The 20,019-nt window shown below is 73.7% G+C and carries 19 protein-coding genes, 1 tRNA gene and 1 pseudogene; 12 read left to right on the top strand and 9 right to left on the bottom strand.

What is annotated here, in order from left to right:
- Positions 1-61: 61 nt before the first annotated feature.
- Positions 62-133, bottom strand: a tRNA-Val gene (locus GA0070613_RS00070).
- Between the two features lie 50 nt (positions 134-183).
- Positions 184-738 (bottom strand): TIGR02611 family protein, encoded by a 555-nt coding sequence (locus GA0070613_RS00075; RefSeq protein WP_089010391.1) that lies wholly within the window; start codon positions 736-738, stop codon positions 184-186.
- 294 nt (positions 739-1,032) lie between these two features.
- On the opposite strand from GA0070613_RS00075, the gene GA0070613_RS00080 reads away from it, so the two are divergent.
- Complete coding sequence (locus GA0070613_RS00080) at positions 1,033-1,464, top strand: SsgA family sporulation/cell division regulator (RefSeq protein ID WP_007457244.1); 432 nt, start codon at positions 1,033-1,035, stop codon at positions 1,462-1,464.
- Positions 1,465-1,550: 86 nt separating this feature from the next.
- Here the strand turns inward: GA0070613_RS00080 and GA0070613_RS00085 are convergent, their stop codons facing one another.
- The gene (locus tag GA0070613_RS00085) at positions 1,551-2,327 is read right to left on the bottom strand and encodes a glucose 1-dehydrogenase (protein WP_089015642.1); all 777 of its coding nucleotides are present in this window, start codon (positions 2,325-2,327) and stop codon (positions 1,551-1,553) included.
- 158 nt (positions 2,328-2,485) lie between these two features.
- Here GA0070613_RS00085 and GA0070613_RS00090 point away from each other — a divergent pair, with 158 nt between their 5' ends.
- Complete coding sequence (locus tag GA0070613_RS00090) at positions 2,486-3,400, top strand: helix-turn-helix transcriptional regulator (protein WP_089010392.1); 915 nt, start codon at positions 2,486-2,488, stop codon at positions 3,398-3,400.
- 7 nt (positions 3,401-3,407) lie between these two features.
- Positions 3,408-3,863: an RrF2 family transcriptional regulator gene (locus tag GA0070613_RS00095; protein ID WP_089010393.1), complete on the top strand. Its 456-nt coding sequence runs from the start codon at positions 3,408-3,410 to the stop codon at positions 3,861-3,863.
- Between the two features lie 110 nt (positions 3,864-3,973).
- Here GA0070613_RS00095 and GA0070613_RS32875 read toward each other — a convergent pair whose 3' ends face one another.
- Positions 3,974-4,114, bottom strand: coding sequence for a hypothetical protein (locus tag GA0070613_RS32875; protein WP_197699027.1), 141 nt, complete (start codon positions 4,112-4,114; stop codon positions 3,974-3,976).
- A gap of 100 nt (positions 4,115-4,214) precedes the next feature.
- Between GA0070613_RS32875 and GA0070613_RS00100 the strand changes: the two genes are divergently transcribed.
- Positions 4,215-4,394: a DUF4236 domain-containing protein gene (locus GA0070613_RS00100; RefSeq protein ID WP_089010394.1), complete on the top strand. Its 180-nt coding sequence runs from the start codon at positions 4,215-4,217 to the stop codon at positions 4,392-4,394.
- Positions 4,395-4,506: 112 nt separating this feature from the next.
- Positions 4,507-5,010 carry a potassium channel family protein gene (locus tag GA0070613_RS00105; protein WP_089010395.1) on the top strand — a complete coding sequence of 168 codons (504 nt, stop codon included), beginning with the start codon at positions 4,507-4,509 and terminating at the stop codon, positions 5,008-5,010.
- Here the strand turns inward: GA0070613_RS00105 and GA0070613_RS00110 are convergent.
- Both GA0070613_RS00110 and GA0070613_RS00115 read right to left on the bottom strand, forming a co-directional pair.
- A complete protein-coding gene (locus tag GA0070613_RS00110) occupies positions 4,985-5,872 on the bottom strand; it encodes a hypothetical protein (RefSeq protein ID WP_089010396.1) in 888 nt (295 codons plus the stop codon). The two genes, GA0070613_RS00105 and GA0070613_RS00110, sit on opposite strands and share 26 nt — an antisense overlap.
- A 24-nt stretch (positions 5,873-5,896) precedes the next feature.
- Complete coding sequence (locus GA0070613_RS00115) at positions 5,897-6,418, bottom strand: VOC family protein (RefSeq protein WP_089015643.1); 522 nt, start codon at positions 6,416-6,418, stop codon at positions 5,897-5,899.
- A gap of 50 nt (positions 6,419-6,468) precedes the next feature.
- On the opposite strand from GA0070613_RS00115, the gene GA0070613_RS00120 reads away from it, so the two are divergent.
- Entirely contained in the window at positions 6,469-6,930 is a 462-nt protein-coding gene (locus GA0070613_RS00120) for a MarR family winged helix-turn-helix transcriptional regulator (RefSeq protein ID WP_089015644.1), read from the top strand.
- A gap of 57 nt (positions 6,931-6,987) precedes the next feature.
- Positions 6,988-8,589 carry a tetratricopeptide repeat protein gene (locus GA0070613_RS00125; protein ID WP_089010397.1) on the top strand — a complete coding sequence of 534 codons (1,602 nt, stop codon included), beginning with the start codon at positions 6,988-6,990 and terminating at the stop codon, positions 8,587-8,589.
- A 194-nt stretch (positions 8,590-8,783) separates the two neighbouring features.
- Here GA0070613_RS00125 and GA0070613_RS00130 read toward each other — a convergent pair.
- Together GA0070613_RS00130 and GA0070613_RS00135 are read right to left on the bottom strand one after the other, a co-directional pair.
- Positions 8,784-10,229, bottom strand: a pseudogene (locus GA0070613_RS00130) (sensor histidine kinase); the annotation flags it as partial.
- Between the two features lie 47 nt (positions 10,230-10,276).
- The gene (locus tag GA0070613_RS00135; protein WP_089015645.1) at positions 10,277-10,933 is read right to left on the bottom strand and encodes a response regulator transcription factor; all 657 of its coding nucleotides are present in this window, start codon (positions 10,931-10,933) and stop codon (positions 10,277-10,279) included.
- A 94-nt stretch (positions 10,934-11,027) separates the two neighbouring features.
- On the opposite strand from GA0070613_RS00135, the gene GA0070613_RS00140 reads away from it, so the two are divergent.
- From GA0070613_RS00140 to GA0070613_RS00150, 3 genes are all read left to right on the top strand, one after another.
- Positions 11,028-12,200, top strand: a complete 1,173-nt coding sequence (locus tag GA0070613_RS00140; protein ID WP_089015646.1) for a LolA family protein — start codon at positions 11,028-11,030, stop codon at positions 12,198-12,200.
- A 185-nt stretch (positions 12,201-12,385) separates the two neighbouring features.
- The gene (locus GA0070613_RS00145; RefSeq protein WP_089010398.1) at positions 12,386-14,218 is read left to right on the top strand and encodes a glycoside hydrolase family 15 protein; all 1,833 of its coding nucleotides are present in this window, start codon (positions 12,386-12,388) and stop codon (positions 14,216-14,218) included.
- A 236-nt stretch (positions 14,219-14,454) separates the two neighbouring features.
- Positions 14,455-16,674, top strand: coding sequence for a HelD family protein (locus GA0070613_RS00150; RefSeq protein WP_172875939.1), 2,220 nt, complete (start codon positions 14,455-14,457; stop codon positions 16,672-16,674).
- A gap of 121 nt (positions 16,675-16,795) precedes the next feature.
- Here GA0070613_RS00150 and GA0070613_RS00155 read toward each other — a convergent pair whose 3' ends face one another.
- Complete coding sequence (locus GA0070613_RS00155) at positions 16,796-17,218, bottom strand: hypothetical protein (protein ID WP_089010400.1); 423 nt, start codon at positions 17,216-17,218, stop codon at positions 16,796-16,798.
- A gap of 187 nt (positions 17,219-17,405) precedes the next feature.
- Between GA0070613_RS00155 and GA0070613_RS00160 the strand changes: the two genes are divergently transcribed.
- Positions 17,406-19,448, top strand: coding sequence for a glycerophosphodiester phosphodiesterase family protein (locus tag GA0070613_RS00160; RefSeq protein WP_231929611.1), 2,043 nt, complete (start codon positions 17,406-17,408; stop codon positions 19,446-19,448).
- Positions 19,449-19,620: 172 nt separating this feature from the next.
- Positions 19,621-19,992 (top strand): hypothetical protein, encoded by a 372-nt coding sequence (locus GA0070613_RS00170; protein ID WP_089010402.1) that lies wholly within the window; start codon positions 19,621-19,623, stop codon positions 19,990-19,992.
- Positions 19,993-20,019 lie beyond the last annotated feature (27 nt).

Consider the following 20,019-nt stretch of genomic DNA (forward strand, 5'->3'; position numbering starts at 1 on the left):
CGCTGCTGTACGGGCAGCAAAAAGGCCACCCCCGAAGCCGGGAAGTGGCCTTTGACCTGCGTGGGCGATACTGGGATCGAACCAGTGACCTCTTCGGTGTGAACGAAGCGCTCTCCCGCTGAGCTAATCGCCCTCAGCGCCGATGACTCTACCTGATCGAGAAGGCAGACCAAAAACCCGGGGTCAGTGCGTCGCGAGGTAGTGCAGCGTCCGGGCCACCAGGTCGATCCCGAGGCTGTACTTGAGCGACAGCCACACCACCGTGGCCACGAAGACGAGGCCGACCGCACCGAGCACGAACCGCACCGGAAATGACCGGCTGGTGACCCAACGCGTCCACGCCTGGACGTGCCGTCGGGTGAAGCCGAGCAGCCGCCGCGCCCAGTGGAACTCGACCGCCCAGATGCCCAGCCCGGCGATCACCAGCAGCCAGCCGGGCCCGGGCAGCGGGATCAGCGCGATACCGACGGTGACGACGATGGCGCCCGCGATGGCGATGAAGATCTTGAGGGTGATCCGGCCGGTGGGGTTGGCGCGGATCAGGTCGAGGGTCGTGTTCACCCGCCCCCGCCAGCCGCCACGACGAGGTGCCGGAACCGCGGCGCCGGCCCGCGAGGCGGTGCCGCCGGAGGTGCCGCGCGGATCACCGGAATCCCGCTCCGTCGACACCCCGTACCCCCGCCTTTCGGCTGCTCGGGCCGCTCCTTTCGGCGGGTCGGCCGTGGTCGTCGGATCCATTGAGGAACCCCTCGCGACCATTTCCACCCCCAGTGTCGCCCGGGACCGTCACCCCCGCAGAGGACTGGACGTTACCGGAGTAAGTCGACGACTGAACCACCCGATGCCGGGCGGCACCACGGTCTGGGCGAATCGGCAAATCCTACAAGAATTTTCACATTCTCTGAGGCTTTCCGACCGCCTTCCCACCACTGGGTGAAGTCAGCGTATGGCGGAGCGTAGCCAGGAGTAGCACCTGAGTATGGGAAAAGCGGGACACGCGCGTTCCGCAGCGGTGCCGGGGGGAGAACGTCCATGAGTGTCATCCGACCGACGACCGTAGAGGTCGAGACGTCGCTAAGGCTCGTCGCGCCTGACGCCACCGCATTGCCGGTGCGTGCCAGTCTGCGTTACGACCCTGCTGACCCGTATGCGGTCCATGTCCTGTTCCACGCCGAATCCGCCGGCGGCGAGGCGGTGAGCTGGTCGTTCGCGCGCGAACTGCTGGTCACCGGGCTCGACGAGCCGGCCGGCATCGGCGACGTCCGAGTCTGGCCCTGGGCCACCCCGCGCGGCGACTTCGTCGCGCTCGCGCTGTCGTCCCCGGACGGCAACGCCCTCTTCGAGGTCCCGCGCAGCGTGCTCGTCCGCTTCCTGCGCCGGACCTACGTCGTCGTCCCGCGCGGCCGCGAGGCCGAGCACCTGGACGTCGACACGGCGGTCAACCGGCTGCTCGCCGGCCGCTGACAACACGAAACCGGGGCCGCGCGGATCTGCCGAGTCCGCGCGGCCCCGGCCACCACCCGTCGAGTACGCCGTGGGGCGTGCCCGACTCAGCCGTGCGTGGTGATCCCACCGTCCACGGGGATCACCGCCCCGGTCAGGTACGCCCCGGCGCGGGACGACAGGTAGATCGCGGTGCCCGCCATGTCCTCGGGGCGGCCGATCCGGCCGAGCGGCACCTGCTGCTCGATCGCCGACCGGGCGGCCGGGTCGTCCAGCGCGAACGCCATCATCCTGCTCTCGAACGGCCCGGGCGCGATCGCGTTGACCGTGATCCGCTCGGCGGCCAGCTGGTGGGCGAGGCTGCGGGTGAGCATGTGCACCGCCGCCTTCGTGGCCGAGTACGCGTACACCTCCATGAACGGCACCCGGAGGCCGTCGATCGACCCGATGTTGATCACGCGAGCCGGGTCGTCGGCGCCGGCTGCCGCGCGCAGCGCCGGCAGCAGCGCGGTGGTGAGCCGGAAGACGGCCTTGACGTTGACCGCCCAGAGCTTGTCGAACGCGGCCTCCGGATACTCCTCCAGCGGCGCGCCCCAGGTCGCGCCGGCGTTGTTGACCAGCACGTCGAGCCGGTCGGTGCGCTCCCGTACGGCGGCGGCCAGCCCCTGCGCGCCCTCGTCGCGGCTCAGGTCCGCCGGGATCGCCTCGCAGTGCCCCTCGGCGGCGAGCTCCCTGGCCACCCGCTCGCAGACGTCGGCCTTGCGCGAGGAGATGATGACCTTCGCGCCGGCCTGCACGAAGCCCCGGGCAATCATCAGCCCGATCCCCCGCGAGCCGCCGGTGACCAGGACGGTCTTGCCTTCGACCGAGAACAGATCCGTCATGCCCATCCCATCGCGAGTCGGCGGGGGCCGCGGGGTGGACCGCCGACCCAGGCGCTACCGATCGGTAACCTAGTCGGCCCCCGACCGCGGCGACAAGCCCGCGCCCGCGGCCCGGCGTCGAGATGCGAGCTGAGCAGGAGACCGTTAACGTCGGGACGATGGTCACTTCCGGTCAGCTCTCCCCGGCAACCCGTACCGACCTGTCCCCCGCCGAGGGGGACGCCGACGAGATCACCACCGGCGCGCTCGGCGACCTGACGGCCGAGTCCGGCTGGCGCCGCCCGGTGCTGCTCGACGCCGACCTGCTGATCCTGGTCACCGGCGGACACGGCAGCGCCGAGCTGGACTTCCGGGCGCTGCCCTGCCGGCCCGGCACCCTGGTGCGGGCCCGCCCCGGCCAGGTGCTGCGCTGTCTCGGCGCCCACCTGGACGCGACCGTGGTGCGCTGGGGCGCCGGGACGCTGCGCGGGCTGGACGTCGACCCGGACGCGGTGCCGACGTACCGGCAGCTCGCCGGTGAGGACGAGGACGCGGTGATCGGCGAGGTCACCCAGCTGGCGGTGGACGCGGAGCGGCACCGGGGGGTGCCCGCCGCCCGGGCGCTGCTCCGGCACCAGCTCGCCGTGCTGCTGCTGCGGCTGACCCTGCTCGGCAGCCCGGAGGAGCGGCCCGCGCCGCGCCCCGAGTCGGAGACCTTCCACCGGCTCTGCCGTGAGGTCGAACGCGGCTACCAGCACACCCGCCGGGTCGAGGACTACGCCGCGCAGCTCGGCTGCTCGGTGCGGACCCTCACCCGGGCCTGCCTGGCGGTGACCGGCCGCAGCGCCAAGCAGGTCATCGACGAGCGGGTGGCGTTGCAGGCCAGCCGGCTCCTGGCCGCCACCGACGAGCCGATCGCCCGGATCGGCCGCCGGCTCGGCTTCCCCGAGCCGACCAACTTCGGCCGGTTCTTCACCCGGGAGATCGGGGTCAGCCCGGGATCGTTCCGGGCCACCCGGGAACAGCCCCTGGCTGTCCGGATGGTGCGCCCGCGCCCGCCCGCCGACGCGCCGGTGCCCAACGGCCGGGCATGATGAGCGGGTGCAGATCTCCGCGCGCGGCGACTACGCGGTCCGGGCGGCCCTGAGCCTGGCCACCGCGTACCCCGCCCTGCTGTCCACCCAGGCCATCGCGGCCGAACAGGACATGCCCCGCAAGTTCCTCGAGGCCGTCCTGGCCGACCTGCGCCGGGCCGGGATCGTCCGGGCCCAGCGCGGCGCCGAGGGCGGCTACACCCTGGCCCGCCCGCCCCGCGACGTCACCATCGGGCAGATCCTCCGCGCCGTCGACGGCCCGCTGGCCGGCGTGCGCGGGCTGCGTCCCGAGGAGACGCAGTACGCGGGCGCGGCCGAGAACCTGCCCCGGCTCTGGGTGGCCGTCCGCGCCGCCGTCCGCCAGGTCGTCGACGAGGTGAGCCTGGCCGAGATGGCCAGCGGGAAGCTCCCCGGGCACGTCCGCAAGCTGATCGCCCGCCCCGACGCCTGGGAGCCCCGCTGACCCGCGTTCCGGCTGATTCATCGGCGACATCAGCTTCATAGCGACCGCACCGGCACTCCGCCCGCCCTCGGGGCCGGCGGCAGCCGTCACAGCGTCCGGACCACCTCGGGTTAGTCCAGCAGGGGCGGCCGCTCGCGCCGGTCGACGTACCGGACCAGGTTGCGGATCGCCCGGAACAGCAGGTTCTGGGCGGCCCGGTCGAGGGCGAGCAGGTCCTCCGCCGGTGGGGCGGTCACCATGGGGGACGTCAAGGGCACCGTCCAGTGCGGATCCGACCGGGTTTCGCGAAACGCGGTTTCGGGCATGTTCGATGCCGCAGAGGCAGGGAGATGACGACGAGAGGAGCCCGTGATGGGTATTCAGTTCCGCAAGCGTCAGAAGTACGGCCCGCTGGTGCTGAACTTCACCGAGAACGGCTACTCCTCCTGGAGCATCAAGATCGGCCGCTGGTCCTGGAACTCGAAGTCCCGCGCCCACCGCGTGGACCTGCCGGGGCCGCTCTCCTGGAAGCAGGACAAGTCCCGGGCGTGACGTCCCGAGGTCGAGCGGGGTGCCGGTGAATCACCGGCACCCCGCTCGGCGTACGGGCGTCGGGTTGGGCGTTCCGGCCGACCGAGGCCCGGTCGCGGCGCAGAATCGCGGCATGGCGGACGGGTCGTGCCGGCGGGAGCGGCGGCGGGCGCTGGTGGCCTGCGTGCTGCTGGTCCTCGCGTTCTTCCTGGTGCCGGTGGAGCCCGACCCGAACGGGCTGCGGCTGACCCTGCGGTCGGCCGGCACCCTGCTCCTCGTCGTCACCGTCGCACTGCTGGTCACCGGCCAGGTACGCCGACAGCTCACCGCGCCGGCCGGCGGCGCGGAGGTCCGCTCGCTGATCCGCCTCGCTGTCGCCCTGGTCGCCGGGCTGCTGGTCTTCGCGCTCGCCGACTACGTCGTGGCGTACAGCCGGCCCGGCCAGTTCGTCGGCCTGGACACCCGGGTCGACGCGCTCTACTTCACGCTCACCACGCTGACCACGGTCGGCTACGGCGACGTGCACGCGCAGGGGCAGATCGCCCGGGTGGTGGTCTGCGTGCAGATGGCGTTCAGCATCGGGGTGATCGCCACCGGGCTGTCCATCGTGGTCAGACAGCTGACCCAGCGGCGCTGATCAGCACCTCGCCGCCGAGCCGGCCGTGCTCGGGGGCGCGGGTCACCGCGCCCGAGGCGAGCAGCGAGGTCAGCGCCCGGTTCGCGTCGGCGGCCCGGTAGATCGTCGAGGTCAGCGTGAAGCGGCGCAGCTCGGTCACCGTACGCGGGCCGTGGGCCAGCTCGGCCAGCAACTCGCGGCGCAGCGGGCCGGGCGCCGGGTCTCCGGTGATGTCCAGCAGTCGCCCGGCCGGGTCGGCCGGGTCGCGGTAGCGCACCCCGGCGTACTCGTCGACCGCCCAGAGCGCGTCCTTCACCGCCTCCAAGCCACGGTCGGAGCCGGTCGCGTAGGCGAGCAGCCGGGCCGGGCCGCCGTCGGACGGGACGAGGTCGACCTCGGTGACCAGCGGGAAGCCGGCCGCCGTCAGCGCCGGCCGCGGCGACCGACCGACGTCGGTGACCAGCAGCAGTTCGGCCGGGCGACCGGAGGTCGCGGCCGCCAGCAGGGCCGGCGTCGGCTCAGCCCCGTCGACGACGGTGAGCAGCGGCGCGCCGGCCGCTCCGGCGGCCTTCAGCGCCACCGGCAGCCGGTCCGGGTGCCCGGGCACCACGTGCACCGCGACGTCCGCGGGCAGGGTCGCCTCCACCGGGCCGAGCCGGGCCGGCAGGTCGGGGGCGTCGGCGAGCACCAGCACGGTCAGCCGCCGGCCGCGCAGCCGGTCGGCGAACTCGGCCACCACCCGCAGCGCCGCGTCCGCGCCGCCGGCGTCGCCGCCCGCGTACGCCAGGGCGAGGGTGGCCCGCCGGGAGCGGTGCAGCGCTCCCGGGAGCCAGCGGTCGAGCTGCCGGACGAGCAGCTCGCGCAGGACGGCGTCGGTCGACATCCTGCCGTTCTACCGCACCGCCGGTCAGGCCGGAATGGAGATGCCCACCCCGCCGCGGGTCTGTCCGCCGTAGCGCCGCCGCTCCTTGTCGATGTCGAGCCGGCCGATCCGCTTGCGGGCGGCCAGGGCGTCGTCGTCGAGCAGGTCGGCGGGGACGATCCAGACGATCTCGAACTCCAGCCCGTCCGGGTCCTGCCCGTAGAGGCTCTTCGTGGTGCCGTGGTCGGAGGTGCCGACCAGGGCGCCGGCCGCGGCCAGCCGCTCGGCGGTGGCGGCCAGCTCGTCCAGGGTGTCCAGCTCCCAGGCCAGGTGGTAGAGGCCGACGGTGGCCCGCCCGGCCTGCGAACGGCCGGCCGCCGCGCCGATCTCGAAGAGACCGAGGTCGTGGTCGTTGGTGGAGTCGGGCGCCTGGAGGAAGGCCGCGCCGCGGAACCCGTCCGGGGTCATCGCCACCGGACGGAAGCCCAGCACGTCGCGGTAGAAGGCGACGCTGCGCTCGAGGTTGCTGACGTAGAGGACGGCGTGGTTGAGCCGGTGGATTCCCATGACCACCACGGTAGCGCGGCTTAGTTGAGCGTTCAACAAGTACGGCTATGATGGGCGTCATGACCCGGTGGCTGAACCCCGACGAGCAGCGCACCTGGCGGGCGTTCCTGACCGCCTCCCGGGCGCTGATGGACGCCCTCGACCGCGAGCTGCAACGCGACGCGGGGATGCCGCACGCGTACTACGAGATCCTGGTCCGGCTTTCCGAAACCCCGGACCGGCGGCTGCGCATGAGCGACCTCGCCGAGGCCACCGGCTCCTCCCGCAGCCGCCTCTCGCACGCCGCCGCCCGGCTCGAGGCGTCCGGCTGGATCCGCCGCGAGGACTGCCCGACCGACCGGCGGGGGCAACTCGCCGTCCTCACCGACGCCGGCTTCGCCGCCCTGGCCGCCGCCGCCCCCGGCCATGTCGAGGGCGTACGCCGGCACCTGTTCGACGCGTTGAGCCCGGCCCAGGTCGACCAGCTCAGGCGGATCAGCGAGACCCTGGCCGACCACCTGACCGGTTCCTGACCGATCCGATCACCCCCGGGGGTTGTACTTACCGTCGCCGGGCGGCCACGATGGGGCGTGTCCTCCGGCTTCGGCGAACTGACCGTCCAGGCGCACCACCTGGTGTCCGCGGGCGATCTGGCCGGCGCCCAGCGACTGCTCGCCGACGCGCTGACCGACGCCGATCCCCGCCCGGCCAACGCCTCCCCCGAGCTGGCCGACGCCGCCGGGCTCCAGGCGCGGGTGCTGGTCGCGCTCGGCGAACCGCACTCCGCCCGCGGCTGGGCCGCCTTTGCGTACGCGGCGGCCACCCGGCTGCACGGCCGCGCCGACGAGCGGACGATCACCGCCGCCGCCACCCTGGCCGCGGTGCTGCACCGGGTCGGCAGCGACGCCCGGGCCGCCCGGCTCTACTCCGACGTCATCATCGAGCTGACCGCCCGCGACGGCCCCGAGTCGATGCGGGTGCTGGCCGCCCACGCCGACCTGGCCACCGTGGAGTACGCCCGGGGCCAGTGCGAGATGGCCCGGGACCGGCTCCAGGACGCCTGGGAGCTGCACCGCGAGGTGTACGGCGACGGCCACCCGAGCGGGATCAAGATGCTGGCCAAGCTCGGCGCGATGGAACGCGACTGCGGCCGGTACGCCGCCTCGCACGAGCACCTGGCGCTCGCCGAGGAGCTGTGCCGGGCGCACCTGGCCGCCGACGACCCGCTCGCCGCGCAGGTGACCGCCCTCTCCCGGGCGGCGGCCGACCCGGAGCACGTCTGCGCCGGCCCGGAGCCACCCGCCCGCGAGGCGCCCGTGGCGCCGGCCGCCCGGGAGACACCCGTCGTGCCGGCCGCCCGGGTGCCGCCGGCCGCCGAGGGGCCACCCGAACCACCACCGCACCAGCCGCCGGAGCAGCCGCTCTACCACCCGCCGGACCGGGCGGCGGCGGCCCCGCACCCGACCGTGCCCACGCCACGGCTCCCACCGGAGGCCCGCGCCGACCCGTTCGGCGAGCCGAGCACCGACGACGACTGGTGGCCGCCGGAGGAACACCTCGACGACCTGTACCGGGCCGGGGAGAGCGCGCCGCCCCCGACGGCGGTCGGTCTCACCGACGGCGAGCCGGACGGCGTACGCCGGGTCCCGCCGGCCGCCGAGCCGGAACCGCCGTCCAGGCACCTGCCGGTGCACGTGCCCCGGTCGCCCGCGCCCGAGCCGCGCGCCAACCGGTGGCTGCCGCTGGCCGTGGCCGGCGTGGTCGTGGTGCTGCTCGGCACCGGGGCGGTGATCGCCGGAGTGTCCTGGATGGACGGAGGGCACGAGACCCCGCCGTCCCCGCCGGCCACGACCGGCGCCCCGGCCGGCGGTCCACCCGCCCCGACCAGCGGTACGCCCCGCGCCGCGCCGCCCGCCTCCCCCGGCAACCCGCCCGGCGCGGTACGGCTCACCGACCGGCGGGACAGCATCGCCCTGAGCTGGACGTACCCCGCGGGCGCGGAGGGGCCGGTGGTCATCGCCGGCGGCCGGGCCGGCGAGGGGCAGCACACCTTCGAGCAGCTGCCCGCCGGCACCGACAGCTACATCGCGTACGGCCTCAGCCGGACCACCGACTACTGCTTCACCGTCGCCCTGGTCTGGTCCACCGACACGGTGGCCCGGGCCGAGCCGGTCTGCACCCGGCGCGGCTGACCCGCTCAGCCGCCGTCCGGCTCGACCAGCGCCGGCAGCCGGACGCTCACCCGCAGGCCGGGTCCGCCGCCGGACCCGGCGCCCGCGTCCGCCGGACCGGCCGTCTCCCCCGGACCGGCCGCACCGGCCTCCCCCGCACCGGCCTCCCGCGCGGCAGCCGCGTGCGTGGCGGCCTCCCGGGCTGCGGCCCCGGACGCGCCGGCCGACACCGGCGCGGGCAGTCCGGCCGGCGAGTCGGCGTCGGCGTCGGCGAGTTCCACGGTGCCGCCGGCCCGGCGGACCAGCTCGCGGACGATGGCCAGGCCCAGGCCGGCGCCGCCGTCGTCTCGCGCCCGGGCGTCGTCGAGCCGGGTGAACCGTTCGAAGACCCGCTCCCGGTCGGCCGCGGGGATGCCCGGCCCGTCGTCGGTCACGGTCACCAGGTGGTACGCCCCTCGGCCCGCCGCCGTGCGCTGCCCGGGGGCGGGCGTCACCCGGCCGGCAGGCGTTCCCCGGCCGGCGGGCGCCACCGGTTCGGCCCACGGGACCGGGCCGTCGGGGTGGTGCGGGCCGCTGACGGTCAGGGTGACCCGGGAACGGGCGTGCCGGACGGCGTTCTCCACCAGGTTGGTGACGATCCGGCGCAGCTCGTCCGGCTCCCCCTCGGCCCACAGTGGCGCGATCGGCGGCGTCAGCTCCACCGGCGGGGACGGGTGCCGGCCGGCGACCCCGCGCAGCAGCTCGCCCAGCTCCACCGGACCGACCGTCCGACGCACCGGTCCACCCCCGGCACCGGACGCCTCGTCCAGCCGGGCCAGCAGCAGCAGGTCGTCGACGAGCCGGGCCAGCCGCTCGGTGTCGGCGAGCAGGCTCTCGGCCACCGCCGGCCAGTCCGTCCGGTCCGCGAGCCGCCGGGCCACCTCCAGCTCCGTACGCATGGTGGTCAGCGGGCTGCGCAGCTCGTGCGCGGCGTCGGCGACGAACGCCCGCTGCCGGTCCCGGGCCGACTCCAGCCGGTCCAGCATGTCGTTGAGGGTGACCGCCAACCGGTGGATCTCGTCCCGGGCCGCCGGTACGGGCAGCCGGCCCGCCCCGGCCCGCCCGGTGATCTCGGCAGCGCCGCTGCGCAGCGCCTCCACCGGGCGCAGCGTCGCGCCGACCACCCGCCAGGCGACCACGGCCAACCCGGCCACCAGCAGCGGGAAGCCGACCAGCAGCAGGGCACGGACGACGTCCAGGCTGTGCCGGACGTCCGCCATCGACTTGCCGACCACCACGGTCAGCGGCTCCCCCGGCGGGCCGGCCGGCACGGTGACCACCCGGACCGGTCCCGGGAGACCGAGCCGCTGCCCGGCCACCACGAACCGCTGCCGGGTTCCCGGCGCCAGCCGGTCCGGGCGGACCATCGGGGTGAGCCGGTCGGCGTCGATGGACGCGGCCCGGACCCGGCCCTGGGCGTCGATCACCTGCACCCGGAGCTGACCGCCGGCCACCGGCAACGGGTCGGGCAGGGCGTCGGAGTCGGCGAGGAGGGCGACCGCGTCGGCCGTCCGCAGCGCCTCGGCGTCGACCGTGCGCTGCAGGGTCCAGCCGAGCGCGCCGAGCAGGAGCGCCCCGCCCAGGGCCAGACCCACGGTCAGCCCGAGCACCCCGATCGCCATCAGCCGCGCCCGCAGGCCGAGGCCGGGCAGGAGGCGGCGCGGGCGGTTCACGTGGCCAACCGGTAGCCGGCGCCGCGGACCGTCTCCAGGCGCTCCCGGCCGATCTTGCGGCGCAGGTAGCCGACGTAGACCTCGACGGCGTTCGGCGCGGTCTCCAGGCTGGCGTCCCAGACGTGGTCGAGCAGCTCGGTCTTGGAGACCACCTCGCCGGGGCGGCGCATCAGGTAATCGAGCAGCGCATACTCCCGGCTGGTCAGGGCGACCTCGGCGTCGGCCCGGGTCACCCGCCGCCGCGCCGGGTCCAGCCGCAGGTCGCCGACGGCGAGCACGGCGGGCCGTTCCGGCGCGCCCCGGCGCAGCAGCGCCCGCAGCCGGGCCAGCAGGACCACGTACGAGAAGGGCTTGGTGAGGTAGTCGTCGGCGCCGCAGTCCAGCCCGTCGGCCTGGTCGTACTCGCCGTCCTTGGCCGACAGCATCAGCACCGGCAGCCAGTGCTCCTCGGTCCGCAGCCGGCGGACCACCTCGTACCCGGAGAGGCCGGGCAGCATCACGTCCAGGATCATCGCGTCGTAGTCGCCGTGCCGGGCGGCGTTCAGGCCGTCCGGTCCGGTGGGCGCCACGTCCACCGCGAAGCCCTCGGCCTGCAGGCCCCGCTGCAACGCGGCCGCCAGCCGCGACTCGTCCTCCACCACCAGCAACCGCACCCGTTCAGGGTGCCACCCGGACGACACCCGTAGGGGATCTCCTCAGCGCCGTCACAGCAACCGCGAGGCAGCATAAGGTCAGGAGGTGTCCACCATGTCCGTACTGAAGAACCGCGCCACGCTGCGCTGGCTGGTCCCGGTGACCGCGGGGGTCGCCGTGATCGGTGGCGGCGCCGCCGTCGGCACGTTCGCCGCCGACGCCGAACCGGCCCTGCCGCCCCGTACCGCCGCGCAGCTCCTGGTCGACCTGCAGACGTCCCGCCTCGACGGGCTCTCCGGCACCGTGGTGCAGCGGGCCGACCTGGGCCTGCCGCCGCTGGCCAACCTCGCCGGCATGGCCGGCGGGAACGAGCTGACCACGCTGCTGACCGGCACCCACACCCTGCGGGTCTGGTACTCCGGCGAGGAGCGGCAGCGGGTCGCGCTGCTCGACACCCTCGGCGAGCGGGACGTGATCCGCGACGGCCGGGACGTCTGGGTCTGGGAGAGCCGGACCAACACCGCGACGCACCGCACCCTGCCGGCGGAACACAGCGCGCCGCCGTCGGTGCCGGCCACGCCGGCCGAGGCCGCCGACCGGGCCCTCGCCGCGGTCGACCCGACCACCGCGGTCACCGTCGGCCGGTCCGCCCGGGTCGCCGGGCGGGACGCGTACGAGCTGGTGCTCACTCCGCGCGACGCCGACTCCCTGGTGCACCAGGTCCGGATCGCCCTCGACGCGAAGGAGCACGTGCCGCTGCGGTTCGAGATCCTGGCCGACGGCACCGACAAGCCGGCTGTCGAGGTGGCCTTCACGCAGGTCGACTTCGCCCGGCCGGACGCCGACCAGTTCCGGTTCAACCCGCCGCCCGGGGTGACCGTGAAGGAGGAGCCGGCCGACAAGGCCCTGCCGGGTGGGAAGGCCGCGCCGGACGGGAAGGCTGGCCATCGGCCGGACGGCGAGGCCGGCGACCGGCCGGACGGCACGGACGTGCGTACCGTCGGCACGGGCTGGACCACGGTGGTGGTCGCGCGGCTCGACGCGGCCGGCCCGGCCGGTGGCGCGAAGGCGGGCGGAGCCAAGGCCGGTACCGCCAAGGTCGGCGACCCGGCGGCGGGCGCCGACCAGGTGGCCGGGCTGCTCGCGACGCTGCCGAAGGTGAGCGGCGACTGGGGCAGCGGTCGGCTGCTGACCGGGAAGCTGTTCAGCGTGCTGCTCACCGACGACGGCCGGGTGCTGGCGGGGCTGGTCACCCCGGAGCGGCTGTACCAGGCGGCGCGGGGCTGATCCAGCGCGGCACGCCCCTGGGGGCAGGCTCGGGGCCGGGACGGCGGATGCTGTTCCGGCCCCGAGCCCCACGACCGTTCCTCACCCGCGAGGGTGACCCTCAAGTCCTCGAATTCCCCTTCCGCAGGGTTTGTCCCGCTACGTCAGGGGTAGTCGCCGCTGTCGGGAAATGAGGGGAGGGCTGGGTGGACTCGTACCCTCCGGTGGAGGCCCACGGCTTGATCGGTGATCTGCAGACGGCGGCGCTGGTGGCGATGGACGGGACGCTGGACTGGTTCTGCGCCCCTCGGTTCGACTCACCGAGCCTGTTCGGCGCCCTGCTCGATCGGCGCAAGGCTGGGTATTTCCAGGTGTCGCCGGAGGGCGTCGACTACGTGAGCAAGCAGTTGTACCTGCCCGGCACGGCGATCCTGATCACCCGTTTTCTCAGCGCGGACGGCGTGGGTGAGCTGGTGGATTTCATGCCCGTCGCGGGGGATCAGCCTACCGACCGCCACCGGCTGGTGCGGATGCTGCGGGTGGTCCGGGGTGTCATGCGGTTCCGGGTCGACTGCCAACCCCGGTTCAACTACGGGCGGGATCCGCACGAGATCGACACTTATCCCGAGGGGGACGTTTTCCGCAGCCCTGCACTCTCCCTCGCCGTGAGCCTCATTCGATACCCCGAAACCCGGCCCGGCGAGCAGGGCGTCCAGCATAGCGAGGAGGGCACCTGGGCGATCGCTACGCTGCGCGAGGGCGAGCGCGGGGGTGTGGTCCTGGAAACAGGAGAGTCGCCTGACCGGCCGCGCTTTTTCACCCCGGGCGAGGTGAGCGACATGCTCGTGCAGACCCGCGACTTCTGGCGGCGTTGGCTCGCCCGCTCCCACTACACCGGTCGCTGGCGGGAGATGGTCGAGCGGTCCGCGATCACGCTCAAACTCATGACGTACGCGCCGACCGGCGCGGTGATCGCCGCCCCCACCGCCGGGCTGCCGGAGCAGATCGGCGGGCAACGCACCTGGGACTACCGCTACACCTGGATCCGCGACGCGTCAATCTCCGTACACACCCTGCTCAAGCTGGGCTTCACCGACGAAGCGTGGCGGTACATGCACTGGGTCGACGACCGGGTCCGGGAGGCCAGGGAACGGGAGAGGCCGCTGCAGATCATGTACCGCGTCGACGGCTCAACCGATCTCTCCGAGGAGGTGCTCGACCACTTCGAGGGTTACCGCGGATCAGCACCGGTGCGGGTGGGCAATGGCGCCGCGAACCAACTGCAACTCGACATCTACGGCGAGGTACTCAACGGCCTCAACGAGGCAGACAGCCATGATCTGCAGCCCTCTCACCAGTTGTGGCTGGACACCGTACGACTGGTGGACTGGGTCTGCAAGCACTGGGACCAGCCCGAAGACGGGATCTGGGAAACCCGTGGCGGCCGCCAGGACTTCACCTACGGGCGCCTGATGTCGTGGGTGGCTCTCGACCGGGCCGTCCGCCTCGCGCACCGGCGCGGACGACCGGCCGACACCGACCGGTGGGTGCGTAACCGAGACCTGATCTACGAACAGATCATGGCCCGTGGCTTCCACCCCGGACGTGGGGCCTTCGTCCAGCACTACGCGACCGACGTCCTGGACGCGTCGCTGCTCGCCATGCCCGGCGTCGGATTGGTCTCGTCAACGGATCCGATGTGGCAGTCCACGCTGCGGGCGATGGACGCGGAGCTCGTCTCCGACAGCCTGGTCTACCGGTACGACCCGGCCGCCTCGCCCGACGGCCTTCCCGGCCAGGAGAGCACCTTCACCATGTGCAGCTTTTGGTACGTCCAGGCCCTCGCCGAGTCCGGACGGCTCGACGACGCCACGCTGACCCTGGAGAAGATGCTCACCTACAGCAGTCCACTCGGCCTCTACTCAGAGGAGATCGCCCCCACCGGCGAGCAGACCGGCAACTTCCCGCAGGCGTTCAGCCACCTCGCCCTGATCGGCGCGGCCGTGAACCTCGACCGGTTACTCGACGCCCGCCCATGACCCGCCTGGACGTGGCGGACGCACCGCGCGCGGTGTGACGTCGGCGCGGGCGGCCGGGCAGGCTTGGTCCGGCGGCTCGCCGCGCGGTATCTTTCTCAGTTCAAACACAAAAAGAAATGACCCCCACAGGCCATTCCTGTGACGAATCTAGCTTATGAGGAGCCGGCTTGTCAACGCACTCCACCGGTGAGCTGCACCAGGACGACGAGATCGGTCGTGAGCAGGAGTACGTCTCGATGCTGTACGGCCGGCTGGACGGCATGCGGGACCAGGCCGCCCGCCGGCTCGCCGAGGAACTGCACACCACCGGCGGCACGTTGCAGGCCCGCTCCCAGCGCGACTCCGCCGTCCAGATGTACGCCGACCAGGTCGAGCAGTACTCGGCGGTGGAGAACGGCCTCTGCTTCGGCCGCCTCGACGGCGACGACGGCTCCGCCCGCTACATCGGCCGGATCGGCATCTTCGACACCGGCGGCGACTACGACCCGCTGCTGATGGACTGGCGGGCGCCGGCCGCCCGGGCGTTCTACCTGGCCACCGCCGCCAACCCGCAGGGCGTACGCCGGCGGCGGCACCTGCGCACCCGGCAGCGGAAGGTGACCGGGCTCAACGACGAGGTGCTCGACCTGGCCACCGCCTCCCCCACCGCACACGAGGAGCTGACCGGGGAGGCGTCGCTGCTCGCCGCGCTCACCGCCGGCCGGACCGGCCGGATGCGCGACATCGTGGAGACCATCCAGGCCGAGCAGGACCGGATCATCCGCGCCGACCTGCCCGGGGTGCTGGTCGTGCAGGGCGGTCCGGGCACCGGCAAGACCGCGGTCGCGCTGCACCGGGCCGCGTACCTGCTCTACACCCACCGGCAGCAGCTCGCCAGCCGGGGCGTGCTGCTGGTCGGGCCGAACGCCACCTTCCTGCGCTACATCTCCCAGGTGCTGCCGGCGCTGGCCGAGACGGGTGTGCTGCTGCGTACCCAGGCCGACCTCTTCCCCGGGGTGAGTGCCCGGCGGGCCGAGCCGGCGGCGACGGCGGCGCTCAAGGGCCGGGCCGTGATGACCGAGGTGCTCGCCGCCGCGGTCCGCGACCGGCAGTGGGTGCCCGACGAGCCGCTGGAGATCGAGCTGCCGCAGCGGGAGATCCTCACGCTCGAGCCGGAGACGGTCCGGCAGGCCCGGGAGCGGGCCCGCCGCTCCAGCCGTCCACACAACCTGGCCCGGGCGCTCTTCGACATCGAGATCGTGCACGCGCTCGCCGCCCAGGTCGCCGACCGGATCGGCGCCGACCCGCTGGGCGGGGAGAACCTGCTCTCCGAGGCCGACCTGGCCGAGATCCGCCGCGAGCTGCGCGAGGAGCCGGAGGTCCGGGCCACGCTGGACGAGCTCTGGCCGGTGCTCACCCCGCAGCGGCTGCTCGCCGACCTGTACGCCTCGCCCGAGCGGATCGCCACCGCCGCCCCGATGCTCACCGTGGCGGAGCGAGCGTCGCTGCACCGGGAGCCGGGCGGCTGGACCCCGGCCGACGTGCCGCTGCTCGACGAGGCGGCCGAGCTGCTGGGCGAGGACGAGCGCGCCGCGGCGGCCCGCCGGGAGCGGATCCGGTCCCTGCAGCGGGAGTACGCCGAGGGCGTGCTGGAGATCGCCCGCGGGTCCCGCTCCATCGACGTGGAGGACGAGGCGGACGGCGGCGAGATCCTCGGCGTCACCGACCTGATCGACGCCGATCGGCTGCTGGAACGGCAGGAGGAGTCCGAGCGGCTGACCACCGCGCAGCGGGCCGCCGCCGACCGGAGCTGGGCGTTCGGGCACGTCATCGTCGACGAGGCGCAGGAGCTGTCGCCGATGGCCTGGCGGCTGCTGATGCGCCGTTGCCCCAGCCGGTCGATGACGATCGTCGGGGACGTGGCGCAGACCGGGGCGCTGTCCGGTACCCCCTCCTGGCAGGAGGCGCTGGAGCCGTACGTGGCCCGGCGCTGGCGGCTGGAGGAGCTGACCGTCAGCTACCGCACCCCGGCCGAGATCATGGCCGTCGCCGCCGAGGTGCTCGCCGAGATCGACCCCGCGCTCCGCCCGCCCCGCTCGGTCCGCGCCAGTGGTATGCCGCCGTGGGACCGTACGGTCGACCCGGACCGGCTCGCCGCCGGGCTGGTCGAGGCGACCACGCGGGAGGCGGCCGGGCTCGACGACGGACGGCTCGGCGTGATCGTGCCGACCGGTCGGGTGGACGAGCTGGGCGCCGCGGTCACCGCCGCCCTGCCGGAGGCCGCGGTCGGCGAGCAGCCAGAGCTGGAGAACCGCGTGGTGGTGCTGACCGTTGGGCAGGCCAAGGGGCTCGAGTTCGACTCGGTGCTGGTGGTGGACCCGGAGCGGATCGTGGCCGAGTCACCGCGCGGGCACAGCGACCTCTACGTCGCGCTCACCCGCGCCACCCAGCGCCTCGGCATCCTCCGCACCCCCTGACCCGGCCACCCCGCCCCCCGGCCCTCCGTCGACGGCTCGGTCAAGGACGTGGCTGACATCGGAAGTAGTGGCCTTCCCCTCGACGGGGGGCCACTACTTCCACGGTGGAGCGTGATCCCTGCTACCCGGGGTTGGCTCCCTCGTCGGTGAAGTTGCCGACCTGGCTGCCGCTGGCGGACTTGTCGCTGGTCGAGCCACCCGCCGGGGTGCTCATCCCGCCGGTGGTGGCGTCCCCTGTGGTGGTCGGGGCCACCTTCCCGGGGTGCCGCTCCGGCTGCCGGGCGACCCGTCGGGCGCTGGCCGGCCCGGCGGTGCCGCCGGTCGTGGTGATCGCCCCCTGGCCGCGGGTCGGGCCGCCGTCCCGGAGCACGTTCGGGTCGATCCGGGTGTGCGCCGGGTCGTCGGGGTCCTCGTCCTGGATGACCCGGAGCACGTCGGTCTGCGGCACGGTGACCTCGTCGAGCGCGCCCTCGCCGTACACGCCGCCGGCGACCCGTTCCTCGGCCCGGCGGGCGGCGTCCTGCCGCATGTCGTCCTCACGCACGTCAACCACCTCGCAGCTGTCTCGGATCAAGCTGCGTGCCCGTCGACCGGCCGGCCAAACCCGAGGCGGCGGGGTCGTCTCCCGGGGTTCACCGGGGCGACTCCCGCCGCTCGCCCGCCCGCCGTCCCGGCTGCCCATGCTGACCGGCGGGTTGGCGGGAACCGCCCGCCCCCGAAGGGACAACAGCGTGCGAGCCGTACGCCGTACCGCCATCGCCGCCCTCGTGGCGGCGACCGTGACCACCGGCCTTTCGGCCCCCGCCGAGGCGACCCCACGGCCGGGCCGGACCTTCGACCTGCAGGCCCACCGCGGTGGCCTCGGGCTGCGGGTGGAGAGCACCCTGGCCTCGTTCGGCAACGCCCTGCAGCTCGGGGTGAGCACCCTGGAACTGGACGTCCAGATCACCTCCGACGGTCAGGCCGTGGTCACCCACGACCGGAAGGTCAGCGGCGCCAAGTGCGTCGACACCGCACCGGTGACCCCGGGTGACCCGAAGTTCCCGTACGTCGGCAAGTACGTCAACACGCTCACCCTGGCCCAGGTGCGCACCCTGGACTGCGGGTCGAAGACCCTGCCGGACAAGCCCGGTCAGCTCGCCGCGCCCGGGGCCCGGATGCCGCTGCTGCGGGAGGTCTTCGCGCTGGTCAAGCGCTACCGCGCGAATGACGTGAAGCTCAACGTGGAGACCAAGGTGGAGGCCGGCGCGCCGACCGAGACCGCCCCGCGCGAGCAGTTCGTACAGGTCACCGCGCGGGAGATCCGGGACGCCGGGATGGTCAAGCAGGTGACCGTCCAGAGCTTCGACTGGGGCTCGCTGATCCGGATGCGCCAGGTCGAGCCGCGGCTGCCCCTGGTGGCGCTGACCAACTACGACTTCCTCCAGGTCGGCCAGCCCGGCGCCTCGCCGTGGCTCGGCGGGCTGGACATCGACGACTTCGGCGGGGACCCGATCGCGGCGATCCGCAGCTTCGGCGCGTCCGCGTTCTCGCCGGTGCACGGCTTCCCGCAGGACGGCAAGGTGACCGACCCCGGCTACCGGCCGTACGTGACGAAGGAGATGGTGGCGCACGCGCACCGCAACGGGATCAAGGTGATCCCGTGGACGGTGGACGACGTGCCGACCATGGCGAAGCTGATCGACGACGGCGTGGACGGCCTCATCACCGACTACCCGGACCGGCTGCGCGGGCTGCTCGCCGAGCGCGGCTACCGGCTTCCCCGGGCGTACGCGTCGCCGTTCGACATCCAGGCCCACCGCGGCGGCCGGTCCACCCGGCCGGAGGACACCCTGCCCGCGTTCGCCAACGCCCTGCAGAACCCGGCCATCTCGACCCTGGAGCTGGACACCGGGGTGACCGCCGACGGGCACCTGGTGGTGCTGCACGACCGGGCGATCAACGGGTCGCACTGCGTGGACACCGCCCCGGTGCGGCCGGGCGACCCGAAGTACCCGTACGTCGGGAAGCTGGTGCACGAGCTGACATTGGCCCAGATCAAGACGATCGACTGCGGGTCGAAGACGCTGCCGGAGTTCCCCGCCCAGGTGGCCGTGCCGGGCGCCCGGATCCCCACCCTCGACGAGGTCTTCGCGCTGGTGAAGGCGAGCGGCCGGGACGACGTCCGGATGAACATCGAGACGAAGATCAGCCCGCTGGTGGCGGACACCGAGCCGTACCCGAGTTTCACTCGCAAGCTGGTCGACGCGATCGAGGGGGCCGGCTTCACCCGGCGCGCCACCATCCAGTCCTTCGACTGGCGCACCATCCGGTACGCCCACCGGCTGAACCCGCAGATCGACACGGTCGCCCTGGTCTGGCAGTACGGCCCGGCCGAGTGCGCCAGCCTCGCCGACGAGTGCTCGCTGCGCGCGGTCTACGACGACCCGACGGTGCGGAGCCCGTGGACGGGCGGCCTGGACTGGTGGAAGTACCAGGACCTGGGTGAGCTGGTGCGGCGGTCGGGCGCGACCACGGTGTCGGCGAACTGGCAGGTGCACGACCCGGCCCAGGGCACGGTGGCCTCGGCCGACTGGTACCTGCGGCAGAACCCGGCATACTTCCACGGACCGGACGTCCGCACCCTCCAGGGTCGGTACGGGCTGACCGTGGTGCCGTACACCGTCGACGACGCGGCGGTGATGCAGCGGGTCATCGACCTCGGCGTGGACGGGATCATCACCGACGACCCGGAGCTGCTGATCTCCGTCGCCATCCGCAACGGCCTGCGCTGAGCCGACCTGGCCCCGGGGAGGCGGCATCCGGTCACCGATCGGTGTTACCTCTTCGGGGACCCGGGTAGGCGGGGGGTGCCCCCGCCATGAACGCGAACCGCGCCGTGGCCGACACGCGGTAGCGGGGCGAGGGAGTGCAGGGAACGACTCATCGCATCCTGAGGAGGACCAGATGAGCACGCAGGCTGCATCCACCAGGCCGATGAATCGGCCGCAGGAGGCCAACCGGGCGGCGATGCAGGAGACGCCCACCCGGCCGATGCCGATGATGCAGGACGGGCACCGGCAGGCCATGCAGGCGCCGGGCACCGAGACCAAGCCGTCGCTGCGGACCACCGAGTTCTGGGTCTACGTGGCGGCCGTGATCGCCGTGCTGGCCGCCTCGCAGTTGGCCGGCAAGAACTCGGTCGGCGTGGACATCTTCCGCGCCAACCAGGCCTGGTTCTTCATCACCCTGCTGACCATCGGCTACCTGGGTAGCCGCGGTCTCGCCAAGGCCGGCAGCAACTGGCGCAGCAGCGAGGAACGCAAGGCCCGACACTGACCGACGAGATCAACACCTGAGAACGAC

This window comes from Micromonospora inositola (assembly GCF_900090285.1).
GTDB classification, from domain to species: Bacteria; Actinomycetota; Actinomycetes; order Mycobacteriales; family Micromonosporaceae; genus Micromonospora; species Micromonospora inositola.

What these genes read in the sequence shown, in the direction of transcription:
- GA0070613_RS00075 (WP_089010391.1), bottom strand. Translation starts at nt 738, where the DNA reads ATGGATCCGACGACCACGGCCGACCCGCCGAAAGGAGCGGCCCGAGCA.
- GA0070613_RS00080 (WP_007457244.1), top strand. Translation starts at nt 1,033, where the DNA reads ATGAGTGTCATCCGACCGACGACCGTAGAGGTCGAGACGTCGCTAAGG.
- GA0070613_RS00085 (WP_089015642.1), bottom strand. Translation starts at nt 2,327, where the DNA reads ATGACGGATCTGTTCTCGGTCGAAGGCAAGACCGTCCTGGTCACCGGC.
- GA0070613_RS00090 (WP_089010392.1), top strand. Translation starts at nt 2,486, where the DNA reads ATGGTCACTTCCGGTCAGCTCTCCCCGGCAACCCGTACCGACCTGTCC.
- GA0070613_RS00100 (WP_089010394.1), top strand. Translation starts at nt 4,215, where the DNA reads ATGGGTATTCAGTTCCGCAAGCGTCAGAAGTACGGCCCGCTGGTGCTG.
- GA0070613_RS00105 (WP_089010395.1), top strand. Translation starts at nt 4,507, where the DNA reads ATGGCGGACGGGTCGTGCCGGCGGGAGCGGCGGCGGGCGCTGGTGGCC.
- GA0070613_RS00110 (WP_089010396.1), bottom strand. Translation starts at nt 5,872, where the DNA reads ATGTCGACCGACGCCGTCCTGCGCGAGCTGCTCGTCCGGCAGCTCGAC.
- GA0070613_RS00115 (WP_089015643.1), bottom strand. Translation starts at nt 6,418, where the DNA reads ATGGGAATCCACCGGCTCAACCACGCCGTCCTCTACGTCAGCAACCTC.
- GA0070613_RS00120 (WP_089015644.1), top strand. Translation starts at nt 6,469, where the DNA reads ATGGGCGTCATGACCCGGTGGCTGAACCCCGACGAGCAGCGCACCTGG.
- GA0070613_RS00140 (WP_089015646.1), top strand. Translation starts at nt 11,028, where the DNA reads ATGTCCGTACTGAAGAACCGCGCCACGCTGCGCTGGCTGGTCCCGGTG.
- GA0070613_RS00150 (WP_172875939.1), top strand. Translation starts at nt 14,455, where the DNA reads ATGCTGTACGGCCGGCTGGACGGCATGCGGGACCAGGCCGCCCGCCGG.
- GA0070613_RS00170 (WP_089010402.1), top strand. Translation starts at nt 19,621, where the DNA reads ATGAGCACGCAGGCTGCATCCACCAGGCCGATGAATCGGCCGCAGGAG.